Origin of the sequence: Microvirga sp. 17 mud 1-3 (genome assembly GCF_003151255.1) — a bacterium.
GTDB lineage: Bacteria > Pseudomonadota > Alphaproteobacteria > Rhizobiales > Beijerinckiaceae > Microvirga.
Genome location: NZ_CP029481.1, coordinates 816,031 through 831,706, shown reverse-complemented (window position 1 = coordinate 831,706; position 15,676 = coordinate 816,031). Strand labels below are relative to the sequence as shown.

Here is a 15,676-nt window from a genome sequence, read left to right as displayed (position 1 = left end):
GAACTGTGATGTCTGATTCTGCTTCCTCCGCCTGGACTCCAGGCTCCGGTTTTCCGGGCTCCGGCGGGCCCGGCCCAGGCCGCTCAGGGCCCTGGAACAACGGCGCCGGCCGTCACCACCGCTGCGGGCGTCCGCCCCGCCGCGCCCTGGAGATTGTCGGCATCGTCTTTGCCTTCATCTGGTTCTGGCCGCTCGCGGTCGCTTATCTGGTCTGGAAAGTCATGGGATATCCAAAATACGACGAGGCGAAGGCCTTCTTCCGTGAGAACTTCGGGCGTCCGATCGACGACCTGTTCGCCTATCGCCGCCCGGCCGGCGGGTTCGGAGCGGGCATGGGTACGGGCAATGCAGCCTTCGACGAGTATCGCCGCAGCGAGCTGGAGCGCCTCGAAGAGGAGCGTCGCCGGCTCGACGAGGAAGCGCGTGAGTTCCGCGACTTCGTCGAGGAGTTGAAGCGCGCGAAGGACCGCGAGGAGTTCGACGCCTTCATGGCGAAGCGTCGCGCCGACAAGAGCGGCCCTGCGAACGGCTAAAGGTCCGGACTTCCGGGTCGGCCGAATGCCTGACAGCCCCCTCGCATGGCTCGGCCGGAGAACCGCCGGTTCCCGGACAGACGGGACGCCCCTCGGGCGTCCCGTTTTTCATGCGTCCACGGATCCGCCCTCCGTTTTCAGTCAGCCCTGCGGGTCCAGGCGGGCTGCGCTTTTGAGGACAGCGGCCGCGGCTTCGTCGGCGGCTTGGTCCGGATCAAGGCGGGCAGTGTCGAGGATGAGATCGCTGAATGGGCGGGCATGGTATCCCTCCCGGTACATCTCGACGATGCGCTTCCTCTCTGCGGGTTCGAGCCTGCGCACGCCCCGGTCAGCGAGCGCGACCGCGAGAGGCGGCGCGAGCGTAATCACCCGGAGACCGGCCTCCCGCCGGCCGCAGGCCCTTCCGATGCGCTCGAAATCCTCCTGCCGCAAGGGATAGGCGACGACCAGGAAGCGGCCTTCAGCTCCGACGATCCGAGCCTCGATTCGGCGCAGGGCCGCCTCGACCCTCACCAGCAAGGGAGCGTCATCCGGCGCATCGTGATCGTCGCCGTCGATGAAGCAGGCGTCCGGCAGACGGCGCGACAGGGCAAGCCCCAGGGTGGACTTGCCGCTGTTGATCGGACCGTTGACGACAACAACCGTCGTCATCTCGGGGCCGCTCAGCCCCTGCGCAGGCAGCCGGCTGCCAGCGTCACGAAGGCGCGCGCCCGGTGGGAAAGGGCCTGCGCCGTCGGGGCCGACCAGTCGATGCCGTGCTTGCGCTCGGAAGACAGCTCTCCGAAGGTTTCGTCGAACCCCTCCGGCTGGAACATGGGGTCGTAGCCGAAGCCCTGGCTTCCCCGCGGCGGCCAGACCACCTGGCCGAAGACACGGCCCTCGAACAATTCCTCGTGTCCGTCGGGCCACGCAACCACCAGGGCCGACACGAAATGGGCCTTGCGGTTTCCCTCCGCCGTCACGCCGCGCTTCTGCAATTCGCGCTCGACCCGCGCCATGGCGGCGGCGAAATCCTTGGTCGGGCCCGCCCAATCGGCCGTGAAGAGCCCCGGCGCACCGTCCAGGGCATCGACGCACAGGCCGGAATCGTCCGAAAGGGCCGGCAGCCCGGTCGCCTGCGCGGCCGCGTGGGCCTTGATGGCGGCGTTCTCGGCGAACATGTGCCCGGTCTCGGCCGGCACCGGCAGCCCCAGCTCCCCGGCCGAGACGGCCTCCACGCCGAAGGGCGCGAACAGCTCGCGCATCTCGCGCAACTTGCCGGGATTGTGGGTGGCGATGACGACCTTTCCGGTCAGGGGACGGGGCATGATCGTGAACCTCCATACGGTCGAAACGGGTCGCTCCCGGCTCCGGCGGACGGCCGGGACATCACTTCCTTTAGGCGACCGCTTTCTTCTGCAACTCGACGAGCTGGGCGACGCCGGCCTTCGCCAGGCGCAGGAGGTTGAAAAATTCCTCCTCGGAGAACGGCTTTCCTTCCGCCGTGCCCTGGACCTCGACGAGACCTCCGGACCCGGTGATCACGAAATTGGCGTCCGTTTCGGCAGCGGAATCCTCGGCGTAGTCCAGATCCAGAACTGGCTTGCCCTGGTAGATGCCGCAGGAGATCGCCGCCACCGGCTCGCGCAGGGGATTGATCGAGATGATGGAGCGGCTCTGCATCCAGGCGAAGCACTCGTGGAGAGCGACCCAGGCGCCCGTGATGGAGGCCGTGCGGGTGCCGCCATCCGCCTGGATCACGTCGCAATCGATCACGATCTGCCGCTCGCCGATGGCCGGAAGATTGACCACGGCGCGCAAGGAGCGGCCGATGAGGCGCTGGATCTCCTGAGTCCGGCCCGACGGCTTACCGGAATTGACCTCCCGGCGCGTGCGCTCGTGGGTGGCGCGGGGCAGCATGGCGTATTCGGCCGTGACCCAGCCCTTGCCGGTGCCGCGCAGCCATGGCGGCCCCTTCTCCTCAAGGGAGGCCGTGCACAGCACCCGGGTATTGCCGAAGGAGACGAGGCAGGACCCTTCCGCGTAGCGCGCGACGCCTCGCTCCAGGCTGACGGGGCGCAGTTCGTCGGCGGCACGTTGGGAGGGGCGCATCTCGGTTCGTCTCCGTAGGACTTTGAGGATGGGGTTTTCGAAGCTCCGGTGGTCTTATCGGTCTGAACGCAGGACGGCAAGGAGAGCCTGGGGCCATCGGAAAAAGCCAGCCCCGCAATGGGCTTGCGTTTGGCCGCGACACTCTTCACATAATGAGACGGCAAGGTGAACCGAGGATTGAACGCGCCCCGATGAATCGGCAGAGCCCATCCGCACCGTTCGGCGAGACCCGCGCCATGGCGGAGCTGAACGAACGCTCCCGGGAGATCTTCCGCCGGATCGTGGAGAGCTATCTCGCGACCGGGGAGCCCGTCGGCTCGCGCAACCTGTCCCGCATCCTGCCCATGGCCCTGTCCCCGGCCTCGATCCGCAACGTCATGTCGGATCTCGAGGCCTCGGGCCTGATCTTTGCGCCCCATACCAGCGCCGGCCGCCTGCCGACCGAGCTGGGCCTGCGCTTCTTCGTCGACGCGATGATGGAGATCGGCGATGTGGGCCGCGAGGAGCGCGCCCGCATCGAGGCCCAGATGAGGGCCGCGGCCTCCGGCCACACCCTGGAGACGGCCTTGGCCGAGGCATCGGCTTTCCTGTCCGGCATCTCGCGAGGCGCCGGCGTCGTCGTGACGTCCAAGTCGAATGCCCGCCTCAAGCATATCGAGTTCGTGCGCCTCGACCCGAGCCGCGCCCTCGTGGTGCTCGTGGGCGAGGACGGATCGGTGGAGAACCGCCTCCTCATACTTCCTGCCGGCCTGCCCGCGAGTGCCCTTACGGAAGCGAGCAACTTCCTGAACGCCCGCATCCGCGGCAAGACCCTGGCGGACGTGAAGCAGGAGATCGCAATCCGCCGCAGCGACATGGAGCGCGAGCTCGATGCCCTCACGGCGAAACTGGTCGAGGCTGGGCTTGCTACGCCGGTCGGCGCAACGGAGACGCGCCAGCTCATCGTGCGCGGTCAGGCGAACCTCCTCGAGGACCTGAAGGCCGCGGAGGACCTCGACCGCATCCGCCTGCTGTTCGAGGATCTGGAGACGCAGACCGACGTCATCGATCTCCTTACCCGCGCAGAGGATGGCGAGGGCGTGCGGATCTTCATCGGATCGGAAAACAAGCTCTTTTCCCTGTCCGGCTCCTCGATGATCGCTGCCCCGTTCAGGGACGGGAGCCAGAAGATCGTCGGCGTGCTCGGCGTCATCGGGCCGACCCGGCTCAACTATGCGCGCATCGTGCCGATGGTGGATTACACCGCCCGCGTAATCTCCCGCCTGCTGGAGCGGGGACGCTGACGCAGCGTCCCCGGAAGGGCCCGCATTTTTAGTGGCCGGACCGATCGGCGCCGCGGCTTGCCTCGAACAGAAACCAGGTGCGGCGCTCCGTTTCGTCGATCCAGTTCTCGATCAGGCTCGCGGTCGCGAAATCCTCGTATTTCTCGCAGGCCTCGTGCGCCTCGCGCAGGTTCGTGGCGAAAGCCTTGTTGTCGTTCATCAACTCGCGCAGCATCTCGAGCGGCGGGACGTAGTCCGCATCATTGTCCTCGACCCGTTTCAGGGACGCGATCTGCCCGATGGAGCGCAGCGTCATGCCGCCGATCTTGCGCACCCGCTCGGCGATGTCGTCCGTGGTGGCGAAGATCTGGGCCGCCTGCTCGTCCAGGAGGAGGTGGTAATCGCGGAAATGCGGCCCGCTCACGTGCCAGTGGAAGTTCTTGGTCTTGACGTAGAGCGCAAAGGTGTCCGCCAGAAGCGCGTTGAGGGCCTTGGAGATTGCCGCGACGCCTTCCGGCTTCAGATCAGTCGGCGTGTCGAGGGGAGCGACCTTCTTGCGTTGCGGCAGGGCGCGGACCTTGGCCATGATGAAAACTCCTGCAGGAGAGGGAGGAACGACCCGCATAGGGCAATATGCCTTCCGCAAGGGAAGACACACGTCAACGCGCAACCGGAAAAAGCGTTGCCGGTTGGGTCAGAGCATCCGCTGCATCAGGAGCAGGTCGAGGGGCCTGTCGAATTTCCAGCCGACCTCCTTGAGCCGTCCCACTTCGACGAAGCCGAGGCTCTCGTGCAGCCGCACCGAGGCCCCGTTGGGGAGCCCGATCCCGGCCATCATCGTGTGCCGCCCCTGGTTCTGCGCCTCCGTAATCAGGGCTTGCATGAGCGTGCGGGCGATCCCCCTTCCCTGCCGGTCCTGGCGGACATAGATCGAGTTCTCGACGGTGCGACCATAGCCCTCGCCGGTCCGGAACGGACCGTAGGACGCATATCCCACCGCCTCGCCGCCCTCGTCGGCCACCAGGACAGGATAGCCCTTGGACAGCCGCTCCTGGAACCAGGCCTGGCGCTCGGCCAGATCCACGGGCGCATAGCGCCAGATGGACAGGGTGTGGACGATATGGTGGTTGTGGAGAGCGAGAATGGCCGGGAGATCGGCCTCCGCGGCGGGCCTGACGGCAATCGTCATCGTTCGGATCCTCGGACGGGCCGCGGCAGGTCTGACCGCCCGACCCTTTGCGGACGGTTCTACCATTCCGGCGGCAGGCCACGCTTCCGCCGAGCCCCGTGACGGCGCTCGTTTTTTCGGCATTCCTGCCCAAATATTTGGTGCCCGCCCAATATCTGACCCACTGCGCGACACCGACTTCCCTTGGCATTAGGGGGCGAGGCTGCTAAGGCCCTGCCGACAGACATTGTCGTAATTGCAACTTTAAATGACCGCACGCACCTTCGAAAACATCCGCAACTTCTCCATCGTGGCCCATATCGACCACGGGAAGTCGACGCTTGCCGACCGTCTGATCCAGACCACGGGCGCCCTTTCGGCCCGTGAAATGACGGAGCAGGTGCTCGACAACATGGATATCGAGCGCGAGCGGGGCATTACCATCAAGGCCCAGACCGTGCGCCTGGAATACAAGGCGCAGGACGGCAAGACCTATATCCTGAACCTGATGGACACCCCCGGCCACGTGGACTTCGCCTATGAGGTGTCCCGGTCGCTGGCGGCCTGCGAGGGCTCCCTCCTGGTGGTGGATGCCAGCCAGGGCGTGGAGGCCCAGACGCTGGCCAACGTCTATCAGGCCATCGACGCCAATCACGAGATCGTCCCGGTCCTCAACAAAATCGACCTGCCCGCCGCCGATCCGGACCGGATCAAGGAGCAGATCGAGGAGGTGATCGGCATCGACGCCTCCGAGGCCGTGCCGGTTTCGGCCAAGAGCGGCCTCAACATCGAGGGTGTGCTGGAGGCCATCGTCACCAAGCTGCCGCCCCCGAAGGGCGACCCGGATGCGCCGCTGAAGGCTCTCCTGGTCGATTCCTGGTACGACGCCTATCTCGGCGTGGTCGTGCTCGTGCGCATCGTGGACGGCACCATGAAGAAGGGCCAGACCATCAAGATGATGGGCACCGGCGCCTCTTATGGACTCGATCGTGTCGGCGTGTTCTCGCCGAAGATGACCGAGATGGCTCAGCTCGGCCCCGGCGAGGTCGGCTTCTTCACCGCCTCAATCAAGGAAGTGGCCGATACCCGCGTCGGCGACACCATCACGGATGACCGCAAGCCGACGGCGCAAGCGCTTCCGGGCTTCAAGCCCGTACAGCCGGTGGTGTTCTGCGGCCTCTTCCCGGTCGATGCGGCCGAGTTCGAGAACCTGCGCGCCGCCATGGGCAAGCTGCGCCTCAACGATGCCAGCTTCTCCTACGAGATGGAAACCTCGGCGGCGCTGGGCTTCGGCTTCCGCTGCGGCTTCCTCGGCCTGCTGCATCTCGAAATCATCCAGGAGCGCCTGGAGCGCGAGTTCAACCTCGACCTCATCTCCACCGCGCCTTCCGTGGTCTATCACCTGAAGTTGCGCGACGGCTCGATCATCGAACTGCACAATCCGGCCGACATGCCGGACGTGATGAAGATCGAGACCATCGAGGAGCCGTGGATCCGCGCCACGATCCTGACCCCCGACGAGTATCTCGGTTCCGTGCTCAAGCTGTGCCAGGAGCGGCGTGGCGTGCAGATCGACCTGAACTATGTCGGCAAGCGCGCCATGGTGGTGTATGACCTGCCTCTCAACGAGGTGGTGTTCGACTTCTATGACCGCCTGAAGTCGATCTCGAAGGGCTACGCCTCCTTCGACTATCACATCTCCGATTACCGCGAAGGCGACCTCGTGAAGATGTCGGTTCTGGTCAATGCGGAGCCGGTGGACGCGCTCTCCATGCTGGTCCACCGCGACCGCGCCGAGGGCCGTGGCCGCGCCATGTGCGAGAAGCTGAAAGAGCTGATCCCGCCGCACATGTTCCAGATCCCGGTTCAGGCCGCCATCGGCGGCAAGATCATCGCCCGCGAAACCATTCGCGCGCTGCGCAAGGACGTGACCGCCAAGTGCTACGGCGGCGACGCCTCGCGCAAGCGCAAGCTGCTCGACAAGCAGAAGGAAGGCAAGAAGCGGATGCGCCAGTTCGGCAAGGTCGACATCCCGCAGGAAGCCTTCATCGCAGCGCTCAAGATGGACAGCTGACCGGACCGGAGCGGGCTTGCCCGGGCGCCGATCCACCCGTCCATTCCGTCGAGGCAACGATCACTGCATGATGCCGAGCGGACGGTCGAACCGTCCGCGCATCCGCGGCGCCTCCATGGCGTCCTCCAGGGACATCGACAACAGGACGCGCCCCGAAAGATCGACGACGTCGAGAGCCCATCCCTCCAGATCGAGATCAGCCGCCTCGTGATGCCGGAAGGTCTCGCGGATCGCGTCCACGGCTTCTCCATGCGCTTGATCGAGGCTCGCGACCTCGACCCCTTCCCGGTCGGCAACATGACACTTGCCGTTCGTCAGATTGAAAAAGCAACGCATCGGAAACCTCGGCTGGAGAGACGGGACTTACGACAGAAGCGTTTTAGGACAGGAGCGCTTGGCCGCGCGCAAGATGCGGCTCTGACCTCGGAAGGACATGCGGGCGAACGATGCCAGCATGGGTCGTGGCAGTCTCTTCGACATTGTCGTCCATCAGCCACCTCCTTCGTCGCTAGGCCACAATGCACCGATGCCGGTGTGGGCCCGCACGACAACCTCGGCCATTGATCGAGGACGCGGATTAGCCGGCTCGACTGTGGCGACATCATGACCCGCATCGCATCTCATGCCTCACCCTCATGAGCCAGTCCGCTTATCCCGAATCTCCCTTCCGGCACGATCATGCGGAGACGGAACCGTCCTTCCGGGGATGAGTTCAACCCAGGAACCGTGCCCCTTCGTCGGGCATCCTGCGGATTGCCCGCCCTACGCGCTTCGGACCTGCGCCGAAAATCCAGCCATCGAGGATCCGTCCCCTGACGCGAACCGCCATGACTCCCGAAGGACACCTCATGCAGACTTCCCTTCGCAACGTTCTGCCGACCCTGCTGGCACTCCTTCTGGGCTATGGCCTCATGCAGATGGGCAACACGCTGCAAGGTACGCTCCTGAGCATTCGCGGAAGCATCGAGACCTTCTCGCCCACGGAGGTCGGGGCCGTCGGCGCTGCCTTCTGGGCCGGGATCGTGCTCGGTTCGCTCTGGGCCGGAACCGTGATCGCGCGGGTGGGGCATACCCGCACCTTCGCGGCGCTCGCAGCGGTCGCCGCGTCCACGGCCCTGTTTCATCTGCTCGCCATTCATCCGGTCGTGTGGATCGCCGCCCGGGCTCTGACGGGCTTCTGCTTCGCCGGGCTCTTCATGGTGGTAGAGAGCTGGCTCAACAGCACAGCCAGCGGTGAGACGCGCGGTCAGATCCTGAGCCTTTACGGCATGACCGGGCTCATCGCGGGAATCGGCGGGCAGCTTCTCCTGCCGGCCGGCGACCCGGCTGGATTTCGCCTGTTCTGCGCTGTGTCGATGATCATTTCCCTGGCGCTCGTGCCGATTGCCCTGTCCCGCGCAACGGCGCCGGCTCACGCAACGGGCGAAGCCGGAATCAGCCTGCCTCGGCTCTATGGGCAATCGCCTTTCGGACTGGTGGCGGCCTTCCTATGCGGCGTCACCAGCGCATCCTTCTTCGCCCTCGGCCCCCTGTTCGCGCACGAAGCGGGGCTCGATACGGGCGGTATCGCGATCTTCATGGCCTGCGGCACCCTCGGCGGCTTCGCCATGACCTGGCCCTTGGGCTGGCTCTCGGACCGGATGGACCGGCGCCTCGTCATCATCGCGGCCGCGGGCGCGGCTGCCGCGATCATTCTCGCCCTCCTCACCTTCGTGCCCGCGAAGCCGCCCGCCTGGGTGCTCTATTTCTGTGTCGCGGTCTTCGGCGGGAGTGTCATCCCCACCTACAGTATCGTCACGGCGCACGTGAACGACATGGTGAAGCCGGGCGAGTTCGTGGCGGCCTCGGGCGGCCTCCTGATCGTCCTCGGTGCCGGCTCGACCGCGGGCCCTATCGTGTCCGGAATGGCGATGTCGTTGTTCGGGCCGCGCGGCCTTGCCTATACGACCATCCTGGCCCAAGTGCTGATCGCCGCATGGGGCGTCTATCGCATCAGGCAGCGCGCGGCGCCGCCCGAGGCCGAGAAGGAAGCTTTCGTGCCGGAGCCTGCCGTGCCGGTGGGAACCGAGCTGGTGCCCAGTTCCTGACCGGACATCGTCAGACCAGGAGAGACTGCCCGCCGTCGATCCAGACCGGCGTGCCGGTGATGTGCCGCGCCCGGTCCGAGACGAGGAAGAGCACGAGGTCGGCTACCTCCTCGCTGGTCCCCGCCTCGCCGCCGGTGAGCGGGATGTCGCCGTCCGGGTATTCCGCCGCGACCCTCGCCTCGTCCGTGTGGCGCCAGGACGTATTGTCGGGAATGCTCGTGGCGATGTGACCGGGGCAGATGGCGTTGACGCGGATGCGGTGTTTGGCGAGTTCGAGGGCAAGCATCTGCGCCATGGCGACCTGAGCCGCCTTCGTAGCCGAATAGGCCGTCGCGCCGGCGCTCGTGAAGGTGCGCGTGCCGTTGATCGACGCCGTGATCACGATGGCGCCGCCCTTGGCCTTCTTGAGATGAGGGACGGCATAATGAAGGGTCAGATAGGTGCCGCGCAGATTGATGCCGATGGTCCGGTCCCACTCGGCAGGCGTAAGATCGTCGATGGGCGCCCAGACGCCGTTGATGCCCGCATTGGCGAACACGATGTCGAGGCGGCCGAAAGCGCTGACGAGATCGGAAACCGCCTGCTTCATCGGCTCTTCCTCGGCAATGTCCGCCACCAGGGCGACGGCCCTGCCGCCGTTGCGCTCGATCTCCGCGACGGTCTTACGAACTTCGCTCTCCGTGCGGCTCAGCGCGCCGATGGCAGCCCCCTCCTTCGCGAGCCGGAGCGCCGCGGCCTTGCCGATTCCCGAGCCGGCTCCCGTAACGAGAGCGACCTTGCCTTCGAGTTCCATCCCGTGTCCTTTCCTCGGTCCTGTCTCAGGCCGTCCCGGCACGTCGGCCGGCCGCATCGATGACGATCTCGCCGCTCTCCTTTCGGAATTCGCCCTGCTGGGGCGCGGGCAGAATATCGGGCACCGCTTCCGAGGGGCGGCACAGTCTGACGCCGCGCGACGTCACCACGATGGGGCGGTTGATCAGCTTCGGATGCGCCACCATGGCATCGAGAAGCGCATCGTCGGTCACATCGGGGCGGTCGAGGCCGAGCTCTCGAAAGAGGTCTTCCTTTTCCCTGACGAGATCCCGAACCGGAATCCCCATCCTGTCGATCAGCTGCCGCAGGAGGAGCCGGGTCGGCGGCGTCTTCAGATATTCGATGATGTGCGGCTCGATGCCGGCGTTGCGGATGAGCCCGAGGGTGTTGCGCGAGGTGCCGCAGGCGGGATTGTGATAGATGATGACGTCCATGAACGGCTTTCCGGATGTGGGTGACGGAACGGTCGGAGCATTCCCGCATGATAGGGCGTGAGCGGCTCCGGACGAGAGCGGCGCATCACGGCGTTCGGGCAGGGCAAGTCTCGGCAGGCTCACGCCGCAAGCTCAGGAGGAGGTTCGTCATCAGCCGCTCGTAGTCTGCGGGCGCTCCCGCCTGGGCCAGGGACAACTCGATCACCCATTCGTCGGAGAATGGGACGATGAGGGTGTCCAGGGTCACCTCCCGGGAGGCGCTCGGCAGGCTGGCATCCACCCATGTGGCGGTCCAGCGCTTGGCGCCTGCCGGCAGGGACACCAGGGTGGCCGCCTGGGCAGGGCGTCCGAACAGGCCCTCGTGATCCCGCTGGAGGAGCGCCGCGTCCCGGCTCGCGATATCGGATTGCGGCAGGTCCTTTGCGGCGCGGGCGGGGCGCAGGACCAGTTCGAGTTCCACACCATCGGCGGCAGACAGGACGGTACGCTCCGCATCCTGCGATGCGACATTCCACGCGCGGGGAAGCACCATCGTCATACAGGCATTCCCGACACGCCGGGTAATGCGGGTCCGGTCCGCTCGCATGTCGAAATCCGCCGAGATGCCGGATCCGATATCGCCGGCAAGGCGTGCCGCCGCCTGCCCGGGAACGCCAGCCACCGACAGGACGATTGCGGCCAGGAAAAATGCCGGAAGATGAATCGGCCACACTCGCAATGTCATGGATGTCTCCGCAAGCAGAAGGGCTCGTCATGGAAACGCCCTGCGGAGCTTCCGGTTGCGCCGTCCTCTTGAGTTGTCCCGATCGGACCCTAGGTCGCCAGAAACCTTGACAAAGCAAACTTGGCAAAATTTGGAGAGAACCGATGTCGGCCACGATGCGCCTTTGGATTCTCGCGATGGGCCTGATGGCGGCGGGACCGGTCAGTGCGGCAACCTGCCGGGATCCTGCCGGTTTCGAGAAATGGCTCGGCGACATTCGCCAGGAAGCCGCTCAGCAGGGCATTTCCTCAGCGGCCGTCGAGGCCGGATTGGCGGGCGTCACCTTCGACCCGAGCGTGATCCGGAAAGATCGCGGCCAGGGCGTCTTCAAGCAGAGCTTCGAGCAGTTCGCCGGCCGCATGGTCTCGGCCTACCGGCTCAAGAACGGGGCGGCGCTGCTGCGCAAGCATGCGGGCGCGCTGGCGCGCATCGAGCAGCAATTCGGCGTTCCGGGCCCTGTTCTGGTGGCGATCTGGGGGCTGGAGAGCGATTTCGGGGCCGTGAAGGGCAATATGGCAACGATCCGGTCCGTCGCGACCCTCGCGTACGATTGCCGGCGCACGGAGATGTTCCAGGGGCAGCTCTTCGATGCCCTGCGGATCGTGGACCGGGGAGACCTGAGGCCCGACGAAATGCGCGGCGCATGGGCCGGTGAGCTCGGCCAGACTCAGTTCATGCCCACATCCTATGTGCGCTACGCGGTCGATTTCGACGGCGATGGACGGGCGGACCTGCTTCACAGCCCGATCGACGTGCTCGCCTCCACGGCGAACTACCTCAAGGGCCACGGCTGGGTGCGCGGCGCGGACTGGTCGCCCGGCACGCCCAATTTCGAGGCTCTGCGGCAATGGAACAAGTCGCAGGTCTATTCGCAGACCGTCGCCTATTTCGCCAGCAAGCTGGCTGGCCGGGACATGGCCGTCGAAGGCGCAAGTCAGTAAGGCCGTGAGGCGGGCGCATCGACGCCCGCCCCGAACGCAATTCTGATCTCAGCCCCTGCCTCAGCCTTTGGCGCGGGCGCGGATCATGAAGTTGTCGTAGGCGTATTCCGCCACTTGGAACCAGAGATATTCCTCGCCCCGGAAGGCCTTGTAGCTGTCGTAGAGCTTCTTGAAGGCCGGGTTGGAGGCGCTGAGTTCGTCGTAGATCTGATTGGCGGCCTTGTAGGCGGCCTCCATGATCTCCTGGGAGAACGGGCGCAGCTGTGCGCCGGCGCCGATCAGGCTGCGCAGGGCGGCCGGGTTGCGTGCGTCGTACTTGGCCTGCGTGTCCACATTGGCGTAGCCGGCCGCAGCCTGGATGGCCGCCTGATAGGATTTCGGCAGGGAGTTCCACTTCTCCAGGTTGATGAAGAAATGGATGGCCGGGCCGCCTTCCCAGAAGCCGGGATAGTAGTAGTACGGCGCGACCTTATTCAGGCCGAGCTTCTCGTCGTCGTAGGGCGCCACCCACTCGGCGGCGTCGATGGTGCCGCGCTCGAGGGACGGATAGAGGTCACCGCCGGCGATCTGCTGCGGCACGACGCCGAGCTTCGCCATGATCTGCCCGGCGAGGCCCGCAATGCGCATTTTCAGGCCCTGGAGGTCCTGAACGGTCTTGATCTCCTTGCGGAACCAGCCGCCCATCTGGGCGCCCGTATTGCCGGCCGGCAGCGCGAAGAGGTTGTACTTGGCGTAGAACTCATTGAGCAGCTTGTTGCCGTCGCCATGGTACAGCCAGGCATTGGTCTGGCGCGAGTTGAGGCCGAAGGGCAGGTTCGTGCCGATCGCGAAGGTCGGATCCTTGCCGATGTAGTAGTAGGAGCAGCTGTGGGCCATCTCGACGGTGCCGTTGCCGACCGCATCGGCGGCCTGCGGCGTGCCGACGATCTCACCCGACGCGAAGGGCTGGATCTGGAACTTGCCGTCCGTCGCCTCGGACACGTACTTTGCCAGGAGCTCGCCCCCACCGAAGAGCGTGTCGAGCGATTTCGGGAAGCCCGAGGTCAGACGCCAGCGGATCTCTGGGGAGGACTGGGCGATGGCCGGCATGGCAACGGTCCCGGCGGCCGTTCCCAGCGTGGCAGCCTGAAGGAAAGTGCGACGCTTCATGAAAGTCCCTTTCGGAAGATGTTGCGAGCCCACTTCCGCACGAAAGAACGTTTCGAGAAGCGGGCCGGAAACGAACGAGTTTGGCTTGGGCCTCTCTTAGCGGGCCTTCCTTAAGGGAACATACCCCAACGAAGCAGGGTCCTCATGCACTGCGCGCATGAGTGAGCGGAGCAATATGCAGGGACCGCGCCGGCGGGCTGAAAAAGCTAGAACATCATTTCGCCCGCGCTCCAGGCAAGGAGCAGCAGGATGATGAAAAGAACGAGGAATAGGCCGAAGAGGATCTTGGCGATGGTCTTGGCGCCCGATGCGACACCCGTGAAGCCCAGGGCCCCTGCCACGAGGGAGATCACGAGAAAGATGAGGGCCCATTTCAGCATCGCCGACTCCTGTCCGGAACATGGTCGCTTCCCAGACATAAAGTCACGGAACCGTTCAGGTTCCATGCGGCGCGCATACGGATCAGGATCGCGTCAGCCGAGGGCCTTGTCGATGGCGTCCAGAACGGCCGCGATCCGAAAGGGCTTGCGCAGGAAGGCACTGTAGCCGGCGCATCGCTCCGCGACGGTCTCCTCCGGCAGGGAGCTCATGAGGATGACCGGGATGGAGGATGTGGCGGGGTTCGCCTTGAGGAGCGCGAACGTCGCCGGCCCGTCCATGATCGGCATCATGAAGTCGAGCATGATGAGGTCGGGACGCCATTCCCCCAGGCGTTCAAGCCCCTGCTTTCCATTATTGGCGACGATGACCCGATAGCCCTCATCCCCGAGCAGTGCCTCGAGAACCTCGGCGATCGCCCATTCATCGTCCACAACGAGAATGGTCTTCACGTGCCGTCTCCCGAAGGCCTGTCGGGATAGAACGGAGCCGTCGAGAAGGGAGCGGGACTTGCTCCGCCCTGACGCACCAATTCCTGCAGGATCAGGTCGGCCTGGCCGGAATCGGCTTCGATCTCGACGCCCCGCGCGGTCAGCTCATAGCGCCGGAACTGAGGTCGCAGAGCGTTGTCGCGCGCCTTCAGAGCCACGATGAGGCGGTGAATATCCGCGCCGAGGGCCGCAAAGCGCATGGCCACGATGTTCTCCGCAATCGGAGACAGCCCCAGGATCGGCAGGCCCGTGAGAGGCTGGCCCGGCACGATGCCATTGAAGTCCAGCTCGAAGGTCCCGACCAGGGTTGCACCGAGGGCGCTGAACTCGTTGGCCAGCGCGGTCAATGCAGGGCCGATCCGGTCCTCCTCGCCGGTCATGTGGACGAAATCGTTGATGCCGTCGATGAATACCCGTCGCACGCCCCGCGACCGGACCTGATCCAGAAGCCGGATGCAGACCTCGTCGAAGATCCCCTCCGTCGATGGCTGCCAGATGATCTCGACCTCTCCGCTGTCGAACAGCTGTGCCACCGGAAGGTTCAGGGACTGGGCCTTGAAGCGGATCGCCTTCGGGTCCTCGTCGAAGCTCAAATAGAGACCCGGCTCATGCGCAGCGCCGAGGAAATGCTGACCGATCGTGCTCTTTCCGGAACCGGCCGGTCCCATCACGAGGGTCGTGGAATGGCGGTGCAGGCCGCCGCCGAGCAGCCCATCGAGAGCCGGGATGCCTGTTGACAGCATAGGCCCGTCTGTCGCGACCGGGCGGCTGGGCGTTGCGAGAAGAGCCTCGATGCGCGGCTGGACAACGATGCCGTCCGTCGTGACCTGGAAGGAATGCAGGCCACGGATGAATCCGCCGCCACGCATCTTGTGAACGATCAGCTCGCGCTCGGAGCGCCGCCCCCGCAGGCGGGTCCTCAGCTCGATGAGGCCGTCCACCATCGTGTGTTCCGCAGACGCGAAGCCCTGATCGGCGGCTGCGCTGGTGAGAAGAACCATGGTGCAATCCGCTAGGTCTGCCTGGATCTGGAGTTCATGGATGAACTTCTTGAACTCCCGGGGTGTACCTGCGGTTTCCTCGGCCGAGACGAGTCCGTCGAGAATCAGGAGATCGACCTGTCGTGCGCGGATTTCCCGCCGTAGTGCTTCGGTAAGTCCCTTGAGGCCCTCCGTCTCCAAAATTCTGAAGGCGCTGAGATACGACACGCCATCCGGAATGGCGGTCTCGTCAAAATAGGAAAGCTGACTGATGTGGGCGAGCATCCGCCCATGCGTTTCGGCGAGCAGGGTCACGTAGAGTGCCCGCCCGCCCCGCGCCGCGTGATTGAAACAGAGCTGGTTGCCGAGGATCGTCTTGCCGGCACCGGGGGTGCCCTGCACGATATAGATTCCTCCGCGGAGGACGCCTCCCTCAAGGATGGTGTCCAGCCCCTCGATGCCTGTCGAGAGCTTTTCGATGCGCCTGTCGCTCACCGGATGCCCCTCATCTT

At 65.3% G+C, this 15,676-nt stretch carries 18 protein-coding genes; 5 read left to right on the top strand and 13 right to left on the bottom strand.

Features of this window, described 5'->3' with window-relative positions:
* Nucleotides 1-8: 8 nt before the first annotated feature.
* Nucleotides 9-533 (top strand): DUF2852 domain-containing protein, encoded by a 525-nt coding sequence (locus C4E04_RS03825; RefSeq protein ID WP_109595126.1) that lies wholly within the window; start codon nt 9-11, stop codon nt 531-533.
* Between the two features lie 141 nt (nt 534-674).
* Here the strand turns inward: C4E04_RS03825 and C4E04_RS03820 are convergent, their stop codons facing one another.
* The 3 genes from C4E04_RS03820 to rph form a co-directional block, all read right to left on the bottom strand.
* Entirely contained in the window at nt 675-1,184 is a 510-nt protein-coding gene (locus C4E04_RS03820) for a shikimate kinase (RefSeq protein WP_109595124.1), read from the bottom strand.
* A gap of 11 nt (nt 1,185-1,195) precedes the next feature.
* Nucleotides 1,196-1,840, bottom strand: a complete 645-nt coding sequence (locus C4E04_RS03815; protein WP_109595122.1) for a non-canonical purine NTP pyrophosphatase — start codon at nt 1,838-1,840, stop codon at nt 1,196-1,198.
* Nucleotides 1,841-1,910: 70 nt separating this feature from the next.
* Nucleotides 1,911-2,624 carry a ribonuclease PH gene (gene rph / locus C4E04_RS03810; protein ID WP_109595120.1) on the bottom strand — a complete coding sequence of 238 codons (714 nt, stop codon included), beginning with the start codon at nt 2,622-2,624 and terminating at the stop codon, nt 1,911-1,913.
* A gap of 191 nt (nt 2,625-2,815) precedes the next feature.
* Here rph and hrcA point away from each other — a divergent pair, with 191 nt between their 5' ends.
* Nucleotides 2,816-3,907: a heat-inducible transcriptional repressor HrcA gene (gene hrcA / locus C4E04_RS03805; protein WP_109595118.1), complete on the top strand. Its 1,092-nt coding sequence runs from the start codon at nt 2,816-2,818 to the stop codon at nt 3,905-3,907.
* Nucleotides 3,908-3,935: 28 nt separating this feature from the next.
* Here hrcA and C4E04_RS03800 read toward each other — a convergent pair whose 3' ends face one another.
* Nucleotides 3,936-4,472, bottom strand: a complete 537-nt coding sequence (locus C4E04_RS03800) for a Dps family protein (protein WP_109595116.1) — start codon at nt 4,470-4,472, stop codon at nt 3,936-3,938.
* Nucleotides 4,473-4,580: 108 nt separating this feature from the next.
* On the bottom strand, nt 4,581-5,075 hold the full coding sequence (locus C4E04_RS03795; RefSeq protein ID WP_109595114.1) for a GNAT family N-acetyltransferase: 495 nt from the start codon (nt 5,073-5,075) through the stop codon (nt 4,581-4,583).
* 247 nt (nt 5,076-5,322) lie between these two features.
* Between C4E04_RS03795 and lepA the strand changes: the two genes are divergently transcribed.
* Nucleotides 5,323-7,128 (top strand): translation elongation factor 4, encoded by a 1,806-nt coding sequence (lepA, locus tag C4E04_RS03790; RefSeq protein WP_109595112.1) that lies wholly within the window; start codon nt 5,323-5,325, stop codon nt 7,126-7,128.
* Nucleotides 7,129-7,188: 60 nt separating this feature from the next.
* Here the strand turns inward: lepA and C4E04_RS03785 are convergent, their stop codons facing one another.
* Complete coding sequence (locus C4E04_RS03785; protein ID WP_109595110.1) at nt 7,189-7,464, bottom strand: hypothetical protein; 276 nt, start codon at nt 7,462-7,464, stop codon at nt 7,189-7,191.
* 512 nt (nt 7,465-7,976) lie between these two features.
* Between C4E04_RS03785 and C4E04_RS03780 the strand changes: the two genes are divergently transcribed.
* A complete protein-coding gene (locus tag C4E04_RS03780) occupies nt 7,977-9,215 on the top strand; it encodes an MFS transporter (RefSeq protein WP_109595107.1) in 1,239 nt (412 codons plus the stop codon).
* A gap of 10 nt (nt 9,216-9,225) precedes the next feature.
* On the opposite strand, the gene C4E04_RS03775 is transcribed toward C4E04_RS03780, so the two are convergent.
* The 3 genes from C4E04_RS03775 to C4E04_RS03765 all read right to left on the bottom strand — a co-directional run bounded on the left by C4E04_RS03775 (nt 9,226) and on the right by C4E04_RS03765 (nt 11,186).
* The gene (locus C4E04_RS03775; protein ID WP_109595105.1) at nt 9,226-10,008 is read right to left on the bottom strand and encodes an SDR family NAD(P)-dependent oxidoreductase; all 783 of its coding nucleotides are present in this window, start codon (nt 10,006-10,008) and stop codon (nt 9,226-9,228) included.
* A 25-nt stretch (nt 10,009-10,033) separates the two neighbouring features.
* A complete protein-coding gene (gene arsC, locus C4E04_RS03770) occupies nt 10,034-10,462 on the bottom strand; it encodes an arsenate reductase (glutaredoxin) (protein WP_109595103.1) in 429 nt (142 codons plus the stop codon).
* Nucleotides 10,463-10,547: 85 nt separating this feature from the next.
* Complete coding sequence (locus C4E04_RS03765) at nt 10,548-11,186, bottom strand: hypothetical protein (RefSeq protein ID WP_162559265.1); 639 nt, start codon at nt 11,184-11,186, stop codon at nt 10,548-10,550.
* A gap of 143 nt (nt 11,187-11,329) precedes the next feature.
* Between C4E04_RS03765 and C4E04_RS03760 the strand changes: the two genes are divergently transcribed.
* Complete coding sequence (locus C4E04_RS03760; RefSeq protein WP_109595099.1) at nt 11,330-12,166, top strand: lytic transglycosylase domain-containing protein; 837 nt, start codon at nt 11,330-11,332, stop codon at nt 12,164-12,166.
* Nucleotides 12,167-12,226: 60 nt separating this feature from the next.
* Here the strand turns inward: C4E04_RS03760 and C4E04_RS03755 are convergent, their stop codons facing one another.
* The 4 genes from C4E04_RS03755 to C4E04_RS03740 all read right to left on the bottom strand — a co-directional run bounded on the left by C4E04_RS03755 (nt 12,227) and on the right by C4E04_RS03740 (nt 15,659).
* Entirely contained in the window at nt 12,227-13,315 is a 1,089-nt protein-coding gene (locus C4E04_RS03755; RefSeq protein ID WP_109595097.1) for a TRAP transporter substrate-binding protein, read from the bottom strand.
* A gap of 206 nt (nt 13,316-13,521) precedes the next feature.
* Nucleotides 13,522-13,695: a DUF1328 domain-containing protein gene (locus C4E04_RS03750; RefSeq protein ID WP_109595095.1), complete on the bottom strand. Its 174-nt coding sequence runs from the start codon at nt 13,693-13,695 to the stop codon at nt 13,522-13,524.
* A gap of 93 nt (nt 13,696-13,788) precedes the next feature.
* A complete protein-coding gene (locus tag C4E04_RS03745; protein WP_109595093.1) occupies nt 13,789-14,145 on the bottom strand; it encodes a response regulator in 357 nt (118 codons plus the stop codon).
* Nucleotides 14,142-15,659: an ATPase domain-containing protein gene (locus tag C4E04_RS03740; RefSeq protein WP_109595090.1), complete on the bottom strand. Its 1,518-nt coding sequence runs from the start codon at nt 15,657-15,659 to the stop codon at nt 14,142-14,144. The genes C4E04_RS03745 and C4E04_RS03740 overlap by 4 nt, the downstream gene beginning before the upstream one ends.
* Nucleotides 15,660-15,676: the final 17 nt, after the last annotated feature.

What these genes read in the sequence shown, in the direction of transcription:
- lepA (WP_109595112.1), top strand. Translation starts at nt 5,323, where the DNA reads ATGACCGCACGCACCTTCGAAAACATCCGCAACTTCTCCATCGTGGCC.
- C4E04_RS03760 (WP_109595099.1), top strand. Translation starts at nt 11,330, where the DNA reads ATGTCGGCCACGATGCGCCTTTGGATTCTCGCGATGGGCCTGATGGCG.
- rph (WP_109595120.1), bottom strand. Translation starts at nt 2,624, where the DNA reads ATGCGCCCCTCCCAACGTGCCGCCGACGAACTGCGCCCCGTCAGCCTG.
- arsC (WP_109595103.1), bottom strand. Translation starts at nt 10,462, where the DNA reads ATGGACGTCATCATCTATCACAATCCCGCCTGCGGCACCTCGCGCAAC.
- C4E04_RS03765 (WP_162559265.1), bottom strand. Translation starts at nt 11,186, where the DNA reads ATGACATTGCGAGTGTGGCCGATTCATCTTCCGGCATTTTTCCTGGCC.
- C4E04_RS03775 (WP_109595105.1), bottom strand. Translation starts at nt 10,008, where the DNA reads ATGGAACTCGAAGGCAAGGTCGCTCTCGTTACGGGAGCCGGCTCGGGA.
- C4E04_RS03825 (WP_109595126.1), top strand. Translation starts at nt 9, where the DNA reads ATGTCTGATTCTGCTTCCTCCGCCTGGACTCCAGGCTCCGGTTTTCCG.
- C4E04_RS03785 (WP_109595110.1), bottom strand. Translation starts at nt 7,464, where the DNA reads ATGCGTTGCTTTTTCAATCTGACGAACGGCAAGTGTCATGTTGCCGAC.
- hrcA (WP_109595118.1), top strand. Translation starts at nt 2,816, where the DNA reads ATGAATCGGCAGAGCCCATCCGCACCGTTCGGCGAGACCCGCGCCATG.
- C4E04_RS03815 (WP_109595122.1), bottom strand. Translation starts at nt 1,840, where the DNA reads ATGCCCCGTCCCCTGACCGGAAAGGTCGTCATCGCCACCCACAATCCC.
- C4E04_RS03795 (WP_109595114.1), bottom strand. Translation starts at nt 5,075, where the DNA reads ATGACGATTGCCGTCAGGCCCGCCGCGGAGGCCGATCTCCCGGCCATT.
- C4E04_RS03820 (WP_109595124.1), bottom strand. Translation starts at nt 1,184, where the DNA reads ATGACGACGGTTGTTGTCGTCAACGGTCCGATCAACAGCGGCAAGTCC.
- C4E04_RS03780 (WP_109595107.1), top strand. Translation starts at nt 7,977, where the DNA reads ATGCAGACTTCCCTTCGCAACGTTCTGCCGACCCTGCTGGCACTCCTT.
- C4E04_RS03755 (WP_109595097.1), bottom strand. Translation starts at nt 13,315, where the DNA reads ATGAAGCGTCGCACTTTCCTTCAGGCTGCCACGCTGGGAACGGCCGCC.
- C4E04_RS03800 (WP_109595116.1), bottom strand. Translation starts at nt 4,472, where the DNA reads ATGGCCAAGGTCCGCGCCCTGCCGCAACGCAAGAAGGTCGCTCCCCTC.
- C4E04_RS03750 (WP_109595095.1), bottom strand. Translation starts at nt 13,695, where the DNA reads ATGCTGAAATGGGCCCTCATCTTTCTCGTGATCTCCCTCGTGGCAGGG.